Genomic DNA, 16,859 nt, shown 5'->3' on the forward strand with positions numbered 1-16,859 from the left:
CCACCATCTGGACCCGGTCGCGCGTCTTCCAGAATGATGAGATCTGCGACAACGACATCGGATAACTCCTCGCGACAAGCAAAGAACGCAGACGTCGCGTGGTGACAGATGTGGACAGAATGACCGGCATCTTCCAGCGAAGATCCAGATGTCTCGTCGTCTTCGAGTAGCAGAACGTGGGCCAGAGGGGCCGCATCCAGGATTTGGCAGGGTGTTACTTTTGCGCTCTCAGTGCGTCCGAGATTGTCTTTGCAAGTTCTGCCGGAGGGCAAGGTTTTTGCAGGATCGGCGCAACCACATCGATCATGTCGTCTTCCGAATACCCAGTGTAGCCCGACATGTATATGATCGGTATCTCAGGCAGGAGCTCCCGGACTTTCTTCGCCAGAACGAAGCCACCGATGTCTCCGGGCATCACGATGTCAGTCAACACCAGATCAAACGTTTCTCCCCGTTCGATCATGGCCAAGGCATTGCTGCCGGATTGTGCCGTCTCAATGGAATAGCCCAAGGATGTGATCAAATCCTCCATCATCATACGCAGGCTGAACTCGTCTTCGACCACCAAGATGCGTTCACCGCTCCCATGGGTCTCGGGCAATCGTTCGACCGGCTCTTCTCTTTGGCCCTGCGACGTGCCGCGCGGTACCAGCAGTCGAACCGTCGTGCCCTGGTCAGGTTCAGAATAGATCCTCAACTCGCCATTGGCCTGCTGGACAAATCCATAGACCATCGACAGACCCAAGCCGGTGCCTGAATTCGTATCCTTGGTGGTGAAGAACGGGTCGATGGCTCGGCGCTTCACTTCATCTGGCATGCCCGGGCCATTGTCGGTGACCGCAAACTCGATGTAGCGGTAGGCAGCGTTGTCCTTGCGTTCACGATCCTGGGAGTGCTCTTCGTACAGTCCTTTTGCAATGTATGTGCCGGGATGTTCGCGGCGTAGGGTGACGTCGGCGTCGATCTCGTCGATGCCCCGCGCCCGTATTGTGATACGATTTCCCCTTGCGCTCCTCTGAATGGCGTCACGCGCGTTGAGCAACAGGTTGAGCAATGCGTTGGAGAGCTGTGCGGTGTCGCAATACACCCAAAGATCCGCATCGGAGACTTGAAAGTCCAGTGCGACATTGCGCTCGATAAGAGGGTTTGCCAGCCTCCGAAAGTCGTCCATGATTTCGGAGACGGCTTGAGAAACCGCCTTGCCCGGCTGTTGTTTTGCAAAGGCGAGCAGCCTTTTTGTCAGGTCCGACCCACGGGAAATGGAGGACAGCGCGGTATCGAGGTAATGCGTCCTGCGCATCTCGCTGCCGGCATCTTGTGCGAGTTGCAAAGCGTATTGGACGGTCGCCAGCAAATTGTTGAAATCATGTGCAATACCACCTGTTAGCTGCCCCAAGGCGTCAAGGCGGCTCGTTCTTTCGATTTGCTGGCGGTTCCGTTCCTGCTCTGAGACGTCATCGAGAATGATGACGCTCAGCAGGCTTTCGCCGGATATCTCGACAGGGGAGCTGGAGACACGCACGTACCGTGGGTCTTTGCTGTCGTTGCGCGTCAACAAGAAGACTTCTTCCTTTAACGTGGCCCCAGCCAAGATCCGCAAGATCGGGTTGTGGGAGTTTTCGAGGGGTTGCAACGACGCTGTTTCCAGAAAGCCGATTTCGTCCGGCCAGTCAAACGGGACGTCATCGCTGATACCCCCCAGAAAATGGCGACCTGCCGAATTGATCGACGTCACCTGACCGTGCGCACTCAGACCAATGATCGCGCTGCGCGCAGTGTTCATAATCTGTGACAGGAATTCGCTGTTGTTCTTGGCGGCGCGCTCCTCCCTTTTGAGCGCAGTGATGTCATTGTGGGCGCCGAGCAGTCGGATGGCCTGACCGTCTTTGTCGCGCACGGCGATCCCGCGGCACCGGACCCAGGCCGTTTCGCCGTTCGCGCATTTGTATCGCACGACTTGGTCATAGGGATGATCCGGATCGGCCAAATGTGCCGCAAGATTCGTTTTGGCGAGCTCCAAGTCCTCTGGATAGATCAAATCCTGCCACTCGGAGGCTAGGTGATCTTTGTCGTCCGGATCAAAGCCGAAGAGCCGCCAAAACTCCGGACTCATGTATTCATGTTCGGGGTGGTCCAGATCCCAGTACCAGACACCATCCAAAGACGCTTCTCGGATGAACTTCCATATTGCTGGATCAGCCTGAATAAGCTGCTCGAGCTCGCTTTCAAGGTAGTGCAGTTCCGACAATGTAGGACTCGATCAATGGCTTGCAGAGAAGGCGTTTATTCCATCTGAAGTTGACTAAAGCAATTTGTTTGTCGGGTCGTGAAACGAGCGTTCGTGACACGTTTGAAAACGGGGCCGTATCTTTGGGTCGGCCGACTTGATGTATGATTCCAGCATCCCACAGTGCCGATATCCACCAGGCGCTGAAAGTTTGCACTTTGACCGCCGCAGACCCGGCGCGACAGCACAACAAGCGGTACGGTTTCCGAACTCACGACCGAGGCAGCGGGTCAGACGAGGCCCAGGCGCAAAGCAGCCGTCGATCATGATCGCGCGCGTGCCTTGCCTTGGCGGATCGATGCCTCTCGATCAGCTGTCCCGCGCCGTCAATCGGAGCCAGAGACGAGAAGACCGCTGAAGATGTGTCGCTGCAGGGATGCGTTGTGCGGGCTATAGGGGCAGAGCCTCATGGCGACAGATTTCGATCATGAGATTGCCGGATGCAATTTCGCATCGCTGCCTCAATCGCTGCACGTTGCTTCGCATACTTACAATGACGGCCGAAGGACACGTTTGTCTGGGAGAGGGAAGGGCCGTTCGCGCCCCCGACTTGAAGAACATTGCGACATTAAATCCATAGGTATCCACGCGGTTTCGGACAAATCTCGACGCATTCAGGACAAAATACGCGGCCGCGCTTTCCCCCGCGCCCCCCGGGGTGCTGAAACGAGCCAGAGTTATATTTTAGAGAATTGGGGACATTATGAAACTCTTAAAAATCGCGTTGGTCTGCGCCGTTGCCGCCCTCACACTGCCCGCCCAAGCCGCCACGGTCACGCTCGATCTCCGACGCGACTCCGTTGCGGATTTCGGGGACCGCTACGTCAACAGCGGCGACAGCGTCAGCGCCGGGGGTTTTGTGCTGACCTTCCGGAACGTCGTAATCGACTCGACGAGCACCGGCTCGGTGAGCCGCTCCGGAATGCACTTCAGCAGCTACTACTCCAACACAATCATAACGCTCGATCTGGTCTTCAACATCGACACCGTCATCGAGACCTACAGCATGGGGTATGTCGAGAATACAGGAAACGAGACGTTCCAGATCAGCGGGGTCAATGGCACCTCGGGCGCCAACAGCTTCGGTTCACGCGGGACATCCCAGTTCGACATGGGCACGATCCCGGTCTTTCTGGCCGGTGAAACCTACAGTCTGACGCACACCGTCAGCGGGTTCCGCCAATTCGCCCTGCTCAGCGGTCTGGAACTCTCCAGCCCGCCGCCCGCAGTGATACCGCTGCCCGCCTCCCTGCCGCTCCTGCTGGCGGGATTTGGCGCCGTGGCGTTCCTGCGGCGCCGGAAGCGTGTCGCCAAACACAACAGCCAATGTTGACCCAACAGAAGAGGGCAGCGCGGACTGAAACGCTTGATCGCCACGCTGATCTGCACCCCTTCCGCCATAGGCCCGGCGCCACGCGGCGTCCTCGATATGCAGACTGCGCGCATCCCGGGCACATATCTTCTATCGGCCTGGTCATCGTGGGATGCTCTGCGATCCCGCAAGAAACTTGCGCGGGTCTGCTGTAGGGGTGATCTCACTCGGTTAGGGACCGCACCAGCAGGTTTGACTGATCGAGGCGCTCGGCCATCGTTCTCAGGAAGTATTCGTGGAGCTTCGCTGCGAGCGCAGGTTGTGACCGGGTCATCCGCTCAATATCGTCCTGACTGAGCCGCCAAACCGTGGCAGTCGTTTCGGCGATCACAGAGGCCGTTCGCACACGCTGCAGAAAGAAGGACATCTCGCCGACCACCGTGCCCGGTCGCAGGGTCCGCAAGTGAACGGGTGGGTTGGTGGCGCTCTCAAGCTGCACCTTCACGGTGCCGCTCTCGATGAAATAGATATCGGTACCCGGGTCGCCTTGTCTGATCAGAGCGTCCTGAGCCTGTAGCGTGATCTCGCTGAGATAGGGTTTCAAACGGTCAAAGGCATCAGCATCCTGCAGACCGAATGCAAGTTGACCGGCAATGCGATACATGGGCGATGTGCTCGGGCGGTGGCCCCACGCGCTCAAGAGGCGATCTTCACACCATGCGACCGCCGTGTCCACGTCATCGAAGTAGAGTATCGGCGGCCCCTGCGTGGCGTTTGGGGAGAGTTTGTTCAACCGTTTCGAAATGGCAGGTCTTAGCGCGCTGAGGATCAGCTGGCCCTCATACTCCTGGACAAGTCTACAGATCTTGATCAGCCCCTGGAGGGCCGATGAGTCAAAGCCGGTGACGTCCTTGCAATCCAGGACAAGAAATCGGCTCCCCGCGACACTGCTCGCCGCGAAACAGCCGCGAGCCTGTCGACACACTTGGTGAACGCTGCCAAAAAAGATGAAGCCTTGGAGACGCAGAAGGTGGATCTGACTGCCATTTCTGCGCAGGTAGGCATGATCGTCGGGGTTTTGTTCGACACGGCCGTGATAGGTTTCACCGGTCACGCTGTACTTCACAACGCGCACGCGCGCGTATTCCAGAGAGAAGAGCGCCGCCGTAGCGACGACGCCAAACACGATCCCCTCCAGCAACCCGCTCGTGATCATCAAGAAAACGATGATCACAATGATCAGATATTCACTCAAGGACACTTTGGCAAAAATCGCGATCAGCCACTGATAGAGGAGGCCGCCACCGATCCAGAGCAGCAGGCCCCCAAAGAGCGGGATCGGGATGACACTCAGCAAGGTTGCGCCGAACATCAAGATGACACCGCAAACGCCCGCGACCAGAACACCCGTGATGCGATAGGCGGCACCCATGTGATGTGCCAACAGGGTGAGCCCCAAGCCTTGAAATCCGGCGGCACCCCCGCCGGCACCCGCCAGCAGGTTCGCAAGGCCGGCGGCCTGTAGCTCTCGGTCGAGATCAATGTCGCGGCGCACCGACAGTTCAATCCCGCTGGAGGCGAACAGCAGAGCGGCTGTGCTGATCGCCAGCAATACGCAGATCTTCGGCAGCTCGGGCCAGATCATCGACCAGTCTGCTTGGGCCAGCGGGTTGCCCTCGAATGGAAGGTGGATGTTACCAGTCTGTGGCGGAGCGAAGAGCCATCCGTGGTGCTGCAATTCGGGCACGGTCAGCTCGAACCACCAAACGCCGGTATGAAACAGAATGAGGCATGCGGCGATCGCCGCGGGTAGGACGAACGGGTTCCCGCTGCGGCGGGTCGCCACGTCCACAAAAAGCGCAAACAGAACAGCTGGGACCCATTTGACCATGGCGTCGGCCTCCAGCAGCTTCGGCAGATCCGGCAAGGTGAGAGGGCCGGACAGGGTGACAGCCAGGGCACCCGCAACGATGAGCCATCCCATCCCCGCAAGGAACCCGGCCAAGACCGGGTAGGGGATGAAACGGATCAGCCGCCCCAGCCGCAGTTTGCCCATTGCGAAGAGGGCCACGCCAGTGAGTGTGGTGGCCATCCCGATCATGACGATGACCGTGGCGATAATCTCCGCTTCGCTGTGTGTGCCAGACATGCGGCCGTAGATCGAGGCCGCAATGACGGCCAGTGTCACCACCGTGACCTCTTGAGTCACCGACACCATCCCTGGGTAAGAGCTGAAAAGCGCGATGGCCGCGCTCAGCACGATCGTTCCGAACAGGCAGATGCCGATGGCCAGCGTGATATGCGTGCTCAGCACCGTGGAGAACAGCAGCGCCGCGGCCGAGATGGCGAACATCGCGGTCAGCACGCCGCAGATCAGCCCGGCCGAGAGGATGGCCGGCAGGTTTCTCAGCCAATGCGTTTGGGCCTCTGGGGTGGGGAACTCCTGGTCTGCGGGCGCGTGTGTCGCGTCAGCGGTGCGTTGGCCGCCTGGTTCTGGCCCGAAAGCCTCTGCTTGAGCATAGTCATCCATGAGGTGTGATGCGGCATCACCGATGCCGTCCTCCGGGGTGGGGGAACTCAGTCAACCAGCCGCCGCTGTTCTGCGGCGCGCTCGCACGGCTCCGAGCCCGGCGAGGCCGGCAATCAACAGAAAGCCTCCTGCAGGCAGAGGAATCGCAGAGACGGGTGGATTATCACCTGAGACGGGGCTGAACTCGATCCGCACGCTGAGAATACCGATGGGCCCGACGCCCAGCCAAAACGACTCCCAGATGCCTCCTGTATTGCTGTTTGGCGGGTCAAATGCGAAAGCGAGTTCGTTGAACCCCGTGCCGACACCGCCAAATGTCGCAAAAATGATCTCACCGTTGGCTACGGTGAAGCTATTGGCATCATAGACGCTGGTGCCGTCGGCGATGTACTCTCCCAGCCCCAAATCCGGTGCGCCAATTGAGGACGCAAACAGGTTGGATTCAATTGTGACCCGGGTGGCCTCGCTTGTCGCGTTGTCAATCAAACCTTCGACGCGACCGGTGACGGCTTTGTCCCCGGAAGCGAACGAAAAGGTAAAGTCGAGCGTCGCCGCAAGGCCCGACGTTGCGGTGAAGACGGCCAGCGCGGCTGCGAGGGTCACGTTCTTGATTGTCATGTCTCTATTCCTTCGGAGAACTGCATGGATCAGCTTGCCGTTGCGGCTTTGCGCCGGGCGCGCAGCGTGCCCAGCCCGGCGAGACCGGTGAGCAGCAGCACCGCTCCGGCGGGCAGCGGAACCGCGGCTACCGGCGATGGGGTGAAACGGGCCAGAGTCCTCGACAAATCGGTTGAGAAATCCTGCGTTGAAGTGACTATCATGGGCGTCGTAAAATCGGAAAAAAAGCTGTTAAAGGCGTGTGCGGCATAAACCGCCCGTTTGCTAGGAGTGAGACCATATGGGATCACAGCGAACCCATCTGCCTCAAGACCAGCGGTCAAAGTGGGGTCGCTGTCAAAATTTCCAAAAGGCCCATCGACAAACACGACATCGAGAAGACTCCGGGCGGCGGCCTGTGCCTGTGCGGATGTCGAGAACACAAAATTCGCGACACTATCACAGCCGTTGAAGACCGACACGCAGCTTCCGTCGATAAACTCGACATCATAGAGCTTGCCCGCCACGGGTACATTGGAGGCACCATGCAACTGCCCTCCGATGACCTTCAATTTGACGGTGGCCGCAAGACCGGACGTTGCGGTTAGAGTGGCGAGGGCGGCAGCCAGTGCCAGTATCTTCATCTTCATATCTATGTCTCCGTGTAAATGGTTCTGCTCGACAGGCCCTGGGACGTTTCGCGCGCAGCAAGACACGGGAGCGCCGGCGGCACACGGCCTGTGCCTGCCTCGGGAAGTTTCTCGCGAGAGTTGAAATGCACGTGGGTTACAGGCATCATCCAAGCCAGCTTTGGAGTGCGAAGAAAACGGGGCGCGGCCGATTTGACCGAAACGCGCTCACATTTGTCCCAAATCAGCGCAGCCGATGGCGGCGAATTCGCATAGAACCAACAAAGCACAACGTCGATTGAGGGCGTATGTTCAGGATATACGCTATCGTCTGGTCTCTGCTGGTGACGGCGCTCGGTGTCGTCCCGGCGGAGGCGGCAGACACCGCGGGCCCACAGCCCGCATGTGTACACCCGGGTGATGCTCCGCCGGTGGCCCACACGCTGTCCGATGCGCCCGACGACCTTCTGCGCGCGCTGCGCGCTGAATACTTTCTGGACCACACGGGTGGGATCGACCGGGATCGCATTGCAGACCAGAGCTTTCATCCGCGCAGCTGCGGCGGTGTGTTCACGGCGCCTGTGCCCTCCCAGGCTCTGTGGCTGCGGTTTGCCGTCGCCAACGCGCATACGGCGGAGCGTGAGTGGGTCATCAGTTTCATCGAGAAGATCTTTGACGAGGTGGTCCTGTTCGAAGATCGGGACGGAACGCTCGTCGAACTCTCGCGCGCGGGGCGCACGATCAGGCCCGAGGCGAAGGACAGCACGGCACTCCGGACCGGGTTTCCGATTGTGATGCAGCCCGACGATGATCGGGTGTTCTATCTGCGCATCATAGGCACCTTCGAGCCGACCATCACTGCCGTGATCATGTCGGCAGAGCTCTTCTCAGATTGGACCACGGCGACGCTGCTCATGACCGCGTTGTTTCTGGCCTATGTTGCCACATTTGCGCTCTTGAGTGTGATCGTGTTTCGCCAGGTCGACCGGCGCTTTTACCAGTACTACACGCTCTATCTGGTCTGCCTGTTCATGTTCAGCTTCATCTACGATGGCTGGCTGAATCAACTCTTCGAGGTGACGCTGCCGGCGACAACGCTCACCCCCGTGACGGAAGGCTTCGCCGGGTTGGGTATGCTGGCAAATGTGCAGTACTGCCGGATTCTGTTGAACGTCGACGCAGACGCGCAGCCGTGGCGACGGCTTTTCCAGTTTCTGTCGGTGGTGATCATCGCGGTGACGGGGTTGGCGGTGCTCGACCCTTGGCACTTGGCGATGCCGCTGCACCTGATCTACTTTGTCAGCCCGCTGATCCTTCTGGTCGTGGCGATCCGGAAAATCCGGGCGAGGCTTCCCCAGGCCTGGCCCGTCGCAGCCTCCCTTCTGACCTTCAGCGGCGGGCTCTTCGTCGCGGTCTATTCCTTCCTGGTGCCGGTCAGCATCACCGAGGCGAGTTCCGCCCTGGATGTCGTGCTGGCCCGGCCGCTGTCGCTGGGCTACATCGCAGCGATCGTGGGCGAGACGCTGTTCATGATGCTGGCGATCTCGACTATGGTGCGCGCAGCGCAGGTTGAGCGGCGGTCCGCTGTGGTGGAACTTGCCGCACTGGGTCAGCGGGTAAAAGACATCGAGCAACTGCAAGGTAACGCCGAGAAAACCACTCGGGCCCGGCTGGAGGCCCTTGAAGCTGTCCTGGCGGATAATCCCCAGAGCAAGCAGCACCTGCCGATCCGGCATCAATTCCTCGACCGCGCGACAGAGGGCGTGCTGGACAACATAGGCGATCAGAGCTTTGGAGTCGAAAAGCTCGCCGCCGCGCTGGCTGTGAGCCAGAAAACACTGGGTCGCCGACTGAAACAGGCCAATGGCCAATCGCCGGCGTCCTTCATCAGATCAGTGCGTCTCAACTACGCGCGTAACCTCATCCTGCTGGATCAATACAACACTGTCGCCGAGATCGCCCACGCTGCGGGGTTCTCAAGTGCCAGCAATTTCGCCAAGCTCTACCGGCAGCAGTTCGGTGAAACTCCGAGCCAGTCAATCGGTACTTTGAGAAACGTTCAGTAGTCAGTTGCGGTATTCCAGATCGCAAGCTGCTCAAAGCGCCTCATTGGCTTGATTGCAAAGTTTTTTTGGGGGCCTAGACGATTGATTTAGCCTCAAGACCTGTTTCCTTGACGCATCGGCGTCGCCCTTTGCGACCGATAGATTGTCCTGCATGGGCCGGCGGTCGGCGGACCAACGCGCGGCGAGAGCGCAGAGCGGCCAAGCTCAGATCCGCCGTCCGCAACGCGTGCCGCACCTGCCGCCCGGCCTTGCTCAAAACCTTCCCGAAAAGATGCTTTGGCACATTCATCACGACGTAATACCGACCCCGACCCTACGTCAGCCCCATGCAAAACCCTCCATCACCAAACCGGCCACTATGCGGGAAATCATGTTGGATTTTATGAGGGGAGCGCCCGTTCCAGCGCGTGAACGCGCCGCAGGATATTTGAAATCATTGAGGTTTTCGGGGTCGGCTTGGCTCGTGACGCCAGTTTTGTGGCGGAGAGACAGGGATTCGAACCCTGGGTAGGCTTGCACCCACAACGGTTTTCGAGACCGCCCCGTTCGACCACTCCGGCACCTCTCCGCGGGGGTCTGGTGCATGGCCGTTTAGTCACCTTTGTGCCGTGTGACAAGAGGCGATTGGCGCGCAGCCGCTCCACACGGGAAATTTCATTGCTCGTAAAGGTGAAAACTCTAAGCTTCGGCACTACGTAAAAAGCAAGTGGACGCGAAGGAGGCCCCTATGACCGCTCTGTTGAGATCCTGCGTGCCGGTGATGCTCGCCGCGTTCTATATGGCTGTCGCCCTTGTGCCGGCCCGGGCCGCCGATCTCGACCGGCTCGAAGCCTTTCTCGAGGTCACAGGCTTTGACGTCGCACTCGAAAGCATCAAGCTGACGGCCGAGACGGCGCCCAATATGATCGGGCTCGAAGCGGATGACTTCGGGGCGGAGTGGACGCGGCTGGTCGAGGATGTCTTCGATGTGGAACAGATGCACGGCATGGCGCTCGATATCCTGTCGCAGACGCTCGAGGATGACCTGCTGACCCATGCGGTGGATTTCTATGCCTCGGATCTGGGGCAGCGTCTCGTGGTGGCGGAAAACGCCTCGCATATGGCCGAGGACGACGCGCTGAAAACCGAAGCGGGCGAGGCGATCGTCGCAGGGCTCGTGCGGCTCGGCTCGCCGCGGCTTGAGGAGTTGAAGCGGCTGAACAATGCCACCGGGTCCGAGGATGCGTCGATCCGGGCGATCCAGGAGGTGCAGGTCCGGTTCCTGATGGCCGCCGCCGCGGCCGGTGTCATCGAGTTGCAGATGGAAGAGGCGGATCTGCGCGAGAGCCTGAAGGCTCAGGAGGGCGAGATGCGGCGCAACATGCAGATATCGGCGCTGTCCGGCTCGGCCTACACATATCAGTCGTTTTCGGATGAGGACATCACAGCTTATGCGGACGCTCTTGAACATCCGAAGATGAAACAGGTTTACGAGCTGATGAACGCGGTTCAGTTCGAGATCATGGCAAACCGCTATGAAGCGGTTGCACAGCGGATGAGCGACCTGCGTCCCAGCCAGGACCTTTGAGGCCATGCGCGGCGCTGTCCTTGCTGCACTGTTCTGCGTGATCGCGGTGCCGGTCTGGGCTGACGCCCGGGTGACCGTGCTGATGGACGCGCTGCGCTTGCCGCAACTGGTGCAATCGTTGCGTGCCGAAGGCATGGCGGATGCGGATGATCTGAACGCCGATATGCTGAACGGGCAGGGCGGGGCCTTCTGGAGCCAGCAGGTGTCCCGGCTTTACGACACAGGCCCCATGGAGGATACGTTTTATCGCGCCTTGGCAGACGGGCTCGACGATACAGCGCTCGACGTCGCGCTTCAGTTTTTCGACAGCGCGCGGGGTCAACGCATCACCGAGCTGGAGATCGCGGCGCGTGATGCGATGCGGGAGCCGTCGGTCGAAGAGACCGCCGCGGCTGCCTATGATGCGCTCGCAGCCGATAACCCCTATGCCGAGTTGGTCTCTCGGTTCATCGCGCTTAATGATCTGCTGGAGCTGAATGTCGCGCTGACCATGAGTTCGAGCTATCAGTTCTCGCGCGGTCTGGCGGATGGGGGCTTGCTCGAGATGACGGATGACCAGATCCTGGCACAGGTCTGGGAGTCGGAGCAGGGCCTGCGCGAAGACGCCGAGACCTGGCTGCGCGGGTATTTCTATCTGGCGCAGCAGCCGCTCGACATCGCGGATCTGGAGGCCTATGTGGCCTTCGCCGACAGCCCCGCAGGCGCCGATCTTAATGCGGCGCTCTTCGCTGGCTACGAGGCGATTTTCACCGATATCGCCTATGGCCTGGGGCGGGCCGTCGCGATGAACGCCGCGGGCAACGATATCTGAGCGCAATCGTGCTTGACATGTGCCGCGCTCTGATGCACATGGCGGCTTCACAGATGAGGTCCGGCGCGCCGGGCTTTGTTGTTTTCAATGATCACTCTGACCGGAGTGCGCTGTTCGAGGTGGCCGCGAGGCCAAAACGCCCGATCGCCGGGGACCACAGGACGCGGGTAAGAGCAAAGGAAATGCTATGTTTGCGGTCCTGAAGACCGGCGGCAAGCAGTACAAGGTTCAATCGGGCGACATGCTCCGCGTTGAAAAACTGGCTGCCGACGCAGGTGAAACCATTCAATTCAATGAGATTCTGATGCTGGGTGGCGACAAGATTGTCGTTGGCGCGCCCTTCGTCAAGGACGCGGGCGTGCAGGCCGAGGTCGTCGACCAGGTCAAAGGCGAGAAGGTCATCAACTTCGTCAAGCGCCGCCGGAAGCATTCGTCCAAGCGCACCAAGGGCCACCGTCAGAAGCTGACGCTGATCAAGGTGACGGACATCCTCGCCTCGGGGGCCGACAAATCCGGCGTGAAAGCCGCTATTGGCGCAGGCTCCGTCTCAGCCAAGGCGGTCGAGGCCGCAGCCCCGGCCAAGAAAGCAGCCCCCAAGAAAGCTGAAGCGAAGGCCGAGGCCCCGAAGGCCAAAGCCGCACCCAAGGCGGAGGCCGCAGCGGACGATCTGAAGAAGCTCAGCGGCGTGGGCCCTGCGCTTGAGAAGAAGCTTCTCGAGGCCGGTGTGACCACATTTGCCCAAATCGCAGCATGGACCGACGAGGACGTTGCTGCTATGGACGAGAAACTGTCGTTCAAAGGCCGGATCGAGCGTGAAGGCTGGATCAAACAGGCCAAAGAACTCAGCAAAGGCTAAGGAGAGACCAGATGGCACATAAAAAAGCAGGTGGTTCATCCCGCAACGGCCGCGACTCCGCGGGCCGTCGCCTTGGCGTAAAGCTCTACGGTGGCCAGGTCGCTGTTCCGGGCAACATCATCGTGCGTCAGCGCGGCACCAAGTTCTGGCCCGGCCAGGGCGTTGGCATGGGCAAGGATCACACGATCTTTGCGACAGTCGGTGGCGCCGTGACCTTCCACAAGGGTCTCAAGAACCGCACGTTTATTTCGGTCCTGCCGGTGGCGGAGGCCGCTGAATAAGCCTTTCCTCAAGGACATGACACATTCAGGGGGATCGGCGACACCGCCGGTCCCCTTTCTCATTTTCGCCACACCAGAATGTTAGGCCAAATCGATGTCAGAGCACATCCAGACCCGACGCCTCGTTCTGCGCCCCTTCCGGGACGCGGACGCTAGGCGCGTGGCGGAACTGGTTGGCAATCTGGACGTGGCGCGCTGGCTGACCCGAGTTCCGCATCCCTACGGCGTGGATGACGCGCTTGGCTTTTTTGGCCGGCATGCCGGTGACAAGCTGGTTCTGGCCGTGACGCAGTCAGACGTTGTGATCGGCTGCTGTTCGATCAGGGACGAACTTGGGTATTGGCTGGGGCAGCCCTATTGGGGCTTGGGCTACGCGTTCGAGGCGGCAAGTGCCTTGGTCGGAGCGTACTTCGCGACGCATCGCGCCCCACTCCAGTCGGGGTACATGTTGGGCAATGCCGCCTCGGCGCGGGTCCTGTCCAAGCTGGGCTTTGCACCCACGCGGATCGATATGGCGGCCTGCCAGGCGACGGGCACCCCCGTCAAGTTGCAAAAAGTGACGCTGTCGCGCGAGACCTGGCAGGGCAGAGCATGAGCGTCGCAGTGACCAGTTTTGCGATCTTTGCGGCCAGCCAGGTCGGCACGCCGGGGCCAGCGAATATGGCGCTGATGACAACCGGTGCGCGCTACGGCTTTCGTGCGGCGCTGCCCTTTGTGGCGGGTGTGGCGCTTGGCAAACAGCTGGTGATCTGGCCGGTGGGCTTTGGCCTGATGGAGCTCGCGGCGCGGGCGCCTTGGGTCTTCGAGGCCCTCAAGTATGCTTCAGCGGCCTATATCATCTGGCTTGCGTGGCGCGTCGCAAACATGCGGTTGGGTACGGTTGGCGCGACGAAGAGGGCGCCCGGCTTCGTGGCGGGCCTCGTCGTTCACCCGCTCAACCCGAAGGCTTGGGCCATGATTATCGGCGGGTTCACGGCATTTGTTGCCCCGGGCACGCCAGCTGTTGAGGCAACGGCAACCATTGCTGCTGTATTGCTGGGCTGCCAGGCGTTTCTGCATCCGCTCTGGACACTTGCAGGTGATGCGATCGCCCGGACCATAGCAGGAACGGCGATGGAACCTTATCTTATGTGGACGTTGGCGGCGTTGACCGTCGCGTCGGTGGTATTTGTACTGTTCGGAGGAGGGACATGACGATGGAAATGGAAAAGATCACGGTCCAACCTGCGGTTGAAACCGATCGCTTCGTGCTGCGCCCCTTGCGCAAATCCGACATGGGGCTGATCGAGCTTCACAGCGGCGACGTTCGCGTTGCGCGCATGACGACCTCCCTTCCGCATCCCGTCCCGCCGGGCTGGACCCAGGCCTTCGTTGACCGCGCCCTGGCGGATGATCGCGACGAGGATGTGTGGGCGATGGATGGCACCCTGTCGGGTGGCTCCGAGGTGATGGGCATCATTTCGCTGGCGCGCATGGATCGCGATCAGTCCGAAGTCGGCTACTGGGTGGCGCCTCCCTATTGGAACACCGGCCTCGCGTCGGATGCGGTGCAGGCGCTGGTCGAGGCGAACCCGCTGCGCAACAAGACCATGTTCGCCAGTGTCTTTCAGGACAATCCGGCCTCGGCACGGGTGCTGACCCACTGCGGGTTCGAGTATCTGGGCGATGCAGAAAGCTTCAGCCTGGCGCGCGATACAACCGTGCCCACCTGGACCTACTTGCGAAAACTCTGATTGAGGGCGCGCGCGCGCCGGGCTAGGACACCGTCCATGAAGTTTCTCGATCTCTGCAAGGTCTATGTCCGCTCGGGCGCGGGTGGCGGTGGCTGTGTCAGCTTCCGGCGGGAGAAGTATATCGAATACGGTGGGCCCGACGGGGGCGACGGGGGCACCGGCGGTTCGGTCTGGGCCGAGGCGGTCGAGGGGCTCAATACGCTCATCGACTTCCGCTATCAGCAGCACTTCTTCGCCAAGAACGGCCAGCCCGGCATGGGGCGTCAGCGCACCGGCAAGGATGGCGATGACATCACGCTGCGCGTGCCGGTGGGCACCGAGATCCTGGACGAGGATCAGGAGACCGTGATCGCGGATCTGACGGAGGTGGGCCAGCGGGTGCAACTGGCGCGCGGCGGCAACGGCGGCTTTGGCAATCTGCATTTCAAATCCGCCACGAACCAGGCGCCGCGCCGCGCTAACCCGGGTCAGGACGGCGTCGAGCGCACGCTCTGGCTGCGGCTGAAACTGATTGCCGATGTGGGGCTGCTGGGGCTGCCGAATGCGGGCAAGTCCACCTTCCTTGCGGCCACCTCCAATGCGCGGCCCAAGATTGCCGATTACCCCTTTACCACGCTGCATCCCAATCTTGGCGTCGTCGGCGTGGATCAGACGGAGTTCGTGGTGGCCGATATCCCGGGCCTGATTGCAGGTGCGTCCGAGGGGAGGGGGCTGGGCGACCTCTTTCTTGGACATGTCGAGCGATGCGCCGTGCTGCTGCACCTCGTTGACGGCACCTCCGAGACGCTCGCGGATGACTACGCAACCATCCTCGCCGAACTCGAAGCCTATGGTGGGGACTTGGCCGACAAGCCCCGCGTGACGGCCCTGAACAAGATCGACGTGCTCGACGCCGAAGAGCGTGCGGCGGCCCGGCAGGGTCTCGAAGAAGCAAGCGGCGGGCCGGTCCTCCTGATGTCCGGTGTCGCCGGTGACGGTGTGACCGAGGTGCTCCGGGCCCTGCGCGCGCAGATCGACGAGGACCGCCTGCGCCACAAGCCGCAGGCGGAGGACGCGCCGTGGCATCCCTGACCACTGCCCGCCGGATCGTGGTGAAGATCGGCTCGGCCTTGCTGGTCGACCGCGCCACCGGGCGTTTGCGCGCCGATTGGCTGGCTACGCTGGCCGCGGATGTCGCCTGGTTGAAAGGGCAGGGCATGGACGTTGTGCTTGTTTCCTCGGGGTCGATTGCCCTGGGGCGCGGCGTTCTGGGGCTGGCGCAGGTGGATCTGCCGCTGGAGCAATCGCAGGCGGCTGCAGCGGTCGGCCAGATCCGGCTTGCCCGCGCCTATGAAGAAGTGCTGGCCCCGCATCAGATCACCACGGCGCAGGTTCTCGTCACGCTCGAAGACAGCGCCGACCGGCGGCGCTATCTCAACAGCCGCGCGACACTGGAGCAGTTGCTATCGCTCGGCGTGGTGGCGATCGTGAACGAAAACGACACCATCGCCACGGATGAGATCCGCTTTGGCGACAACGATCGCCTGGCCGCGCAGATCGCGGTCACCGTCGGGGCGGATGTGCTGGTGCTGCTGTCCGATGTGGATGGGTTTTACTCCGCGAACCCTGCCGAAGACCCTGCGGCGAAACGCTACGACGTGATCGAGAAGATCACCCCGGAGATCGAGGCCATGGCCGGAGATGCGGGCTCGGGCCTTTCGAAGGGCGGCATGAAGACAAAGCTCATGGCGGCCAAGACGGCAACGGCCGGCGGCTGTGCGATGGTGATTGCCAAAGGGTCGGTCGAGAACCCCTTGCGGGCATTGGAGCAGGACGCGCCCGCAACCTGGTTTACCGCCGGTCTCGACCCGCATGCCGCCCGCAAGCGCTGGATCGGCGGCATGAAACCTCGTGGTGCGGTGCAGCTCGACGCGGGCGCTGTCTCGGCCTTGCACAACGGAAACAGCCTGCTGCCGGCGGGGGTCAAGGCCGTCACGGGCACATTCGGGCGCGGCGATCCGATCGCGATCCAGGATGCCGCCGGCCATCAGATCGGCCTTGGATTGAGCCGTTATACAGCCGAAGAGGCCGGGGCCATCAAGGGGCATCGGTCCGGCGACATCGAGGCCATTCTGGGCTACCCTGGCCGTGCTGCCTTGATCCACAGGGATGACATGGCGCTCTGACATCAGCGACCTGATCGCGCTTTTT

The 16,859-nt window shown here is 61.0% G+C and carries 15 protein-coding genes and 1 tRNA gene; 11 read left to right on the forward strand and 5 right to left on the reverse strand.

The window, feature by feature from the left end; genetic code table 11:
* Window positions 1-214 precede the first annotated feature (214 nt).
* Window positions 215-2,248 carry a hybrid sensor histidine kinase/response regulator gene (locus MUB52_RS11730; protein ID WP_263844413.1) on the reverse strand — a complete coding sequence of 678 codons (2,034 nt, stop codon included), beginning with the start codon at window positions 2,246-2,248 and terminating at the stop codon, window positions 215-217.
* 742 nt (window positions 2,249-2,990) lie between these two features.
* Here MUB52_RS11730 and MUB52_RS11735 point away from each other — a divergent pair.
* On the forward strand, window positions 2,991-3,620 hold the full coding sequence (locus MUB52_RS11735) for a VPLPA-CTERM sorting domain-containing protein (RefSeq protein WP_263844414.1): 630 nt from the start codon (window positions 2,991-2,993) through the stop codon (window positions 3,618-3,620).
* Between the two features lie 202 nt (window positions 3,621-3,822).
* Here MUB52_RS11735 and MUB52_RS11740 read toward each other — a convergent pair whose 3' ends face one another.
* From MUB52_RS11740 to MUB52_RS11750, 3 genes are read right to left on the reverse strand one after another with little or no spacing between them, the layout of a single operon-like run.
* On the reverse strand, window positions 3,823-6,129 hold the full coding sequence (locus tag MUB52_RS11740; protein WP_263844415.1) for an SLC26A/SulP transporter family protein: 2,307 nt from the start codon (window positions 6,127-6,129) through the stop codon (window positions 3,823-3,825).
* Window positions 6,130-6,180: 51 nt separating this feature from the next.
* Entirely contained in the window at window positions 6,181-6,747 is a 567-nt protein-coding gene (locus tag MUB52_RS11745; RefSeq protein WP_263844416.1) for a VPLPA-CTERM sorting domain-containing protein, read from the reverse strand.
* A 29-nt stretch (window positions 6,748-6,776) separates the two neighbouring features.
* Complete coding sequence (locus tag MUB52_RS11750; RefSeq protein WP_263844417.1) at window positions 6,777-7,376, reverse strand: VPLPA-CTERM sorting domain-containing protein; 600 nt, start codon at window positions 7,374-7,376, stop codon at window positions 6,777-6,779.
* 287 nt (window positions 7,377-7,663) lie between these two features.
* Between MUB52_RS11750 and MUB52_RS11755 the strand changes: the two genes are divergently transcribed.
* The gene (locus MUB52_RS11755) at window positions 7,664-9,421 is read left to right on the forward strand and encodes a helix-turn-helix domain-containing protein (RefSeq protein WP_263844418.1); all 1,758 of its coding nucleotides are present in this window, start codon (window positions 7,664-7,666) and stop codon (window positions 9,419-9,421) included.
* A 478-nt stretch (window positions 9,422-9,899) separates the two neighbouring features.
* Here MUB52_RS11755 and MUB52_RS11760 read toward each other — a convergent pair.
* A tRNA-Ser gene (locus MUB52_RS11760) sits at window positions 9,900-9,989 on the reverse strand.
* 159 nt (window positions 9,990-10,148) lie between these two features.
* Here MUB52_RS11760 and MUB52_RS11765 point away from each other — a divergent pair.
* The 9 genes from MUB52_RS11765 (at window position 10,149) to proB (ending at window position 16,834) form a co-directional block, all read left to right on the forward strand.
* On the forward strand, window positions 10,149-10,988 hold the full coding sequence (locus MUB52_RS11765; RefSeq protein WP_263844419.1) for a DUF2059 domain-containing protein: 840 nt from the start codon (window positions 10,149-10,151) through the stop codon (window positions 10,986-10,988).
* Window positions 10,989-10,992: 4 nt separating this feature from the next.
* A complete protein-coding gene (locus MUB52_RS11770) occupies window positions 10,993-11,799 on the forward strand; it encodes a DUF2059 domain-containing protein (RefSeq protein WP_263844420.1) in 807 nt (268 codons plus the stop codon).
* 187 nt (window positions 11,800-11,986) lie between these two features.
* Window positions 11,987-12,655, forward strand: a complete 669-nt coding sequence (locus MUB52_RS11775; protein ID WP_263844421.1) for a 50S ribosomal protein L21 — start codon at window positions 11,987-11,989, stop codon at window positions 12,653-12,655.
* A gap of 11 nt (window positions 12,656-12,666) precedes the next feature.
* A complete protein-coding gene (gene rpmA / locus MUB52_RS11780) occupies window positions 12,667-12,936 on the forward strand; it encodes a 50S ribosomal protein L27 (protein ID WP_263844422.1) in 270 nt (89 codons plus the stop codon).
* Window positions 12,937-13,030: 94 nt separating this feature from the next.
* Complete coding sequence (locus tag MUB52_RS11785; protein ID WP_263844423.1) at window positions 13,031-13,531, forward strand: GNAT family N-acetyltransferase; 501 nt, start codon at window positions 13,031-13,033, stop codon at window positions 13,529-13,531.
* On the forward strand, window positions 13,528-14,130 hold the full coding sequence (locus MUB52_RS11790; RefSeq protein WP_263844424.1) for a LysE family translocator: 603 nt from the start codon (window positions 13,528-13,530) through the stop codon (window positions 14,128-14,130). The genes MUB52_RS11785 and MUB52_RS11790 overlap by 4 nt, the downstream gene beginning before the upstream one ends.
* A 2-nt stretch (window positions 14,131-14,132) precedes the next feature.
* Window positions 14,133-14,669, forward strand: coding sequence for a GNAT family N-acetyltransferase (locus MUB52_RS11795; protein WP_263844445.1), 537 nt, complete (start codon window positions 14,133-14,135; stop codon window positions 14,667-14,669).
* Window positions 14,670-14,705: 36 nt separating this feature from the next.
* Window positions 14,706-15,740 (forward strand): GTPase ObgE, encoded by a 1,035-nt coding sequence (gene obgE, locus MUB52_RS11800; protein ID WP_263844425.1) that lies wholly within the window; start codon window positions 14,706-14,708, stop codon window positions 15,738-15,740.
* A complete protein-coding gene (gene proB, locus MUB52_RS11805; protein WP_263844426.1) occupies window positions 15,728-16,834 on the forward strand; it encodes a glutamate 5-kinase in 1,107 nt (368 codons plus the stop codon). Before obgE ends, proB begins: the two co-directional genes overlap by 13 nt.
* Window positions 16,835-16,859: the final 25 nt, after the last annotated feature.

This window comes from Roseobacter sinensis, from assembly GCF_025755255.1.
Classification (GTDB): Bacteria; Pseudomonadota; Alphaproteobacteria; order Rhodobacterales; family Rhodobacteraceae; genus Roseobacter; species Roseobacter sinensis.

Coding starts and splice junctions, on each gene's coding strand:
- MUB52_RS11735 (WP_263844414.1), top strand. CDS start 2,991: ATGAAACTCTTAAAAATCGCGTTGGTCTGCGCCGTTGCCGCCCTCACA.
- MUB52_RS11740 (WP_263844415.1), bottom strand. CDS start 6,129: ATGGATGACTATGCTCAAGCAGAGGCTTTCGGGCCAGAACCAGGCGGC.
- MUB52_RS11745 (WP_263844416.1), bottom strand. CDS start 6,747: ATGACAATCAAGAACGTGACCCTCGCAGCCGCGCTGGCCGTCTTCACC.
- MUB52_RS11750 (WP_263844417.1), bottom strand. CDS start 7,376: ATGAAGATGAAGATACTGGCACTGGCTGCCGCCCTCGCCACTCTAACC.
- MUB52_RS11755 (WP_263844418.1), top strand. CDS start 7,664: ATGTTCAGGATATACGCTATCGTCTGGTCTCTGCTGGTGACGGCGCTC.
- MUB52_RS11765 (WP_263844419.1), top strand. CDS start 10,149: ATGACCGCTCTGTTGAGATCCTGCGTGCCGGTGATGCTCGCCGCGTTC.
- MUB52_RS11770 (WP_263844420.1), top strand. CDS start 10,993: ATGCGCGGCGCTGTCCTTGCTGCACTGTTCTGCGTGATCGCGGTGCCG.
- MUB52_RS11775 (WP_263844421.1), top strand. CDS start 11,987: ATGTTTGCGGTCCTGAAGACCGGCGGCAAGCAGTACAAGGTTCAATCG.
- rpmA (WP_263844422.1), top strand. CDS start 12,667: ATGGCACATAAAAAAGCAGGTGGTTCATCCCGCAACGGCCGCGACTCC.
- MUB52_RS11785 (WP_263844423.1), top strand. CDS start 13,031: ATGTCAGAGCACATCCAGACCCGACGCCTCGTTCTGCGCCCCTTCCGG.
- MUB52_RS11790 (WP_263844424.1), top strand. CDS start 13,528: ATGAGCGTCGCAGTGACCAGTTTTGCGATCTTTGCGGCCAGCCAGGTC.
- MUB52_RS11795 (WP_263844445.1), top strand. CDS start 14,133: ATGGAAATGGAAAAGATCACGGTCCAACCTGCGGTTGAAACCGATCGC.
- obgE (WP_263844425.1), top strand. CDS start 14,706: ATGAAGTTTCTCGATCTCTGCAAGGTCTATGTCCGCTCGGGCGCGGGT.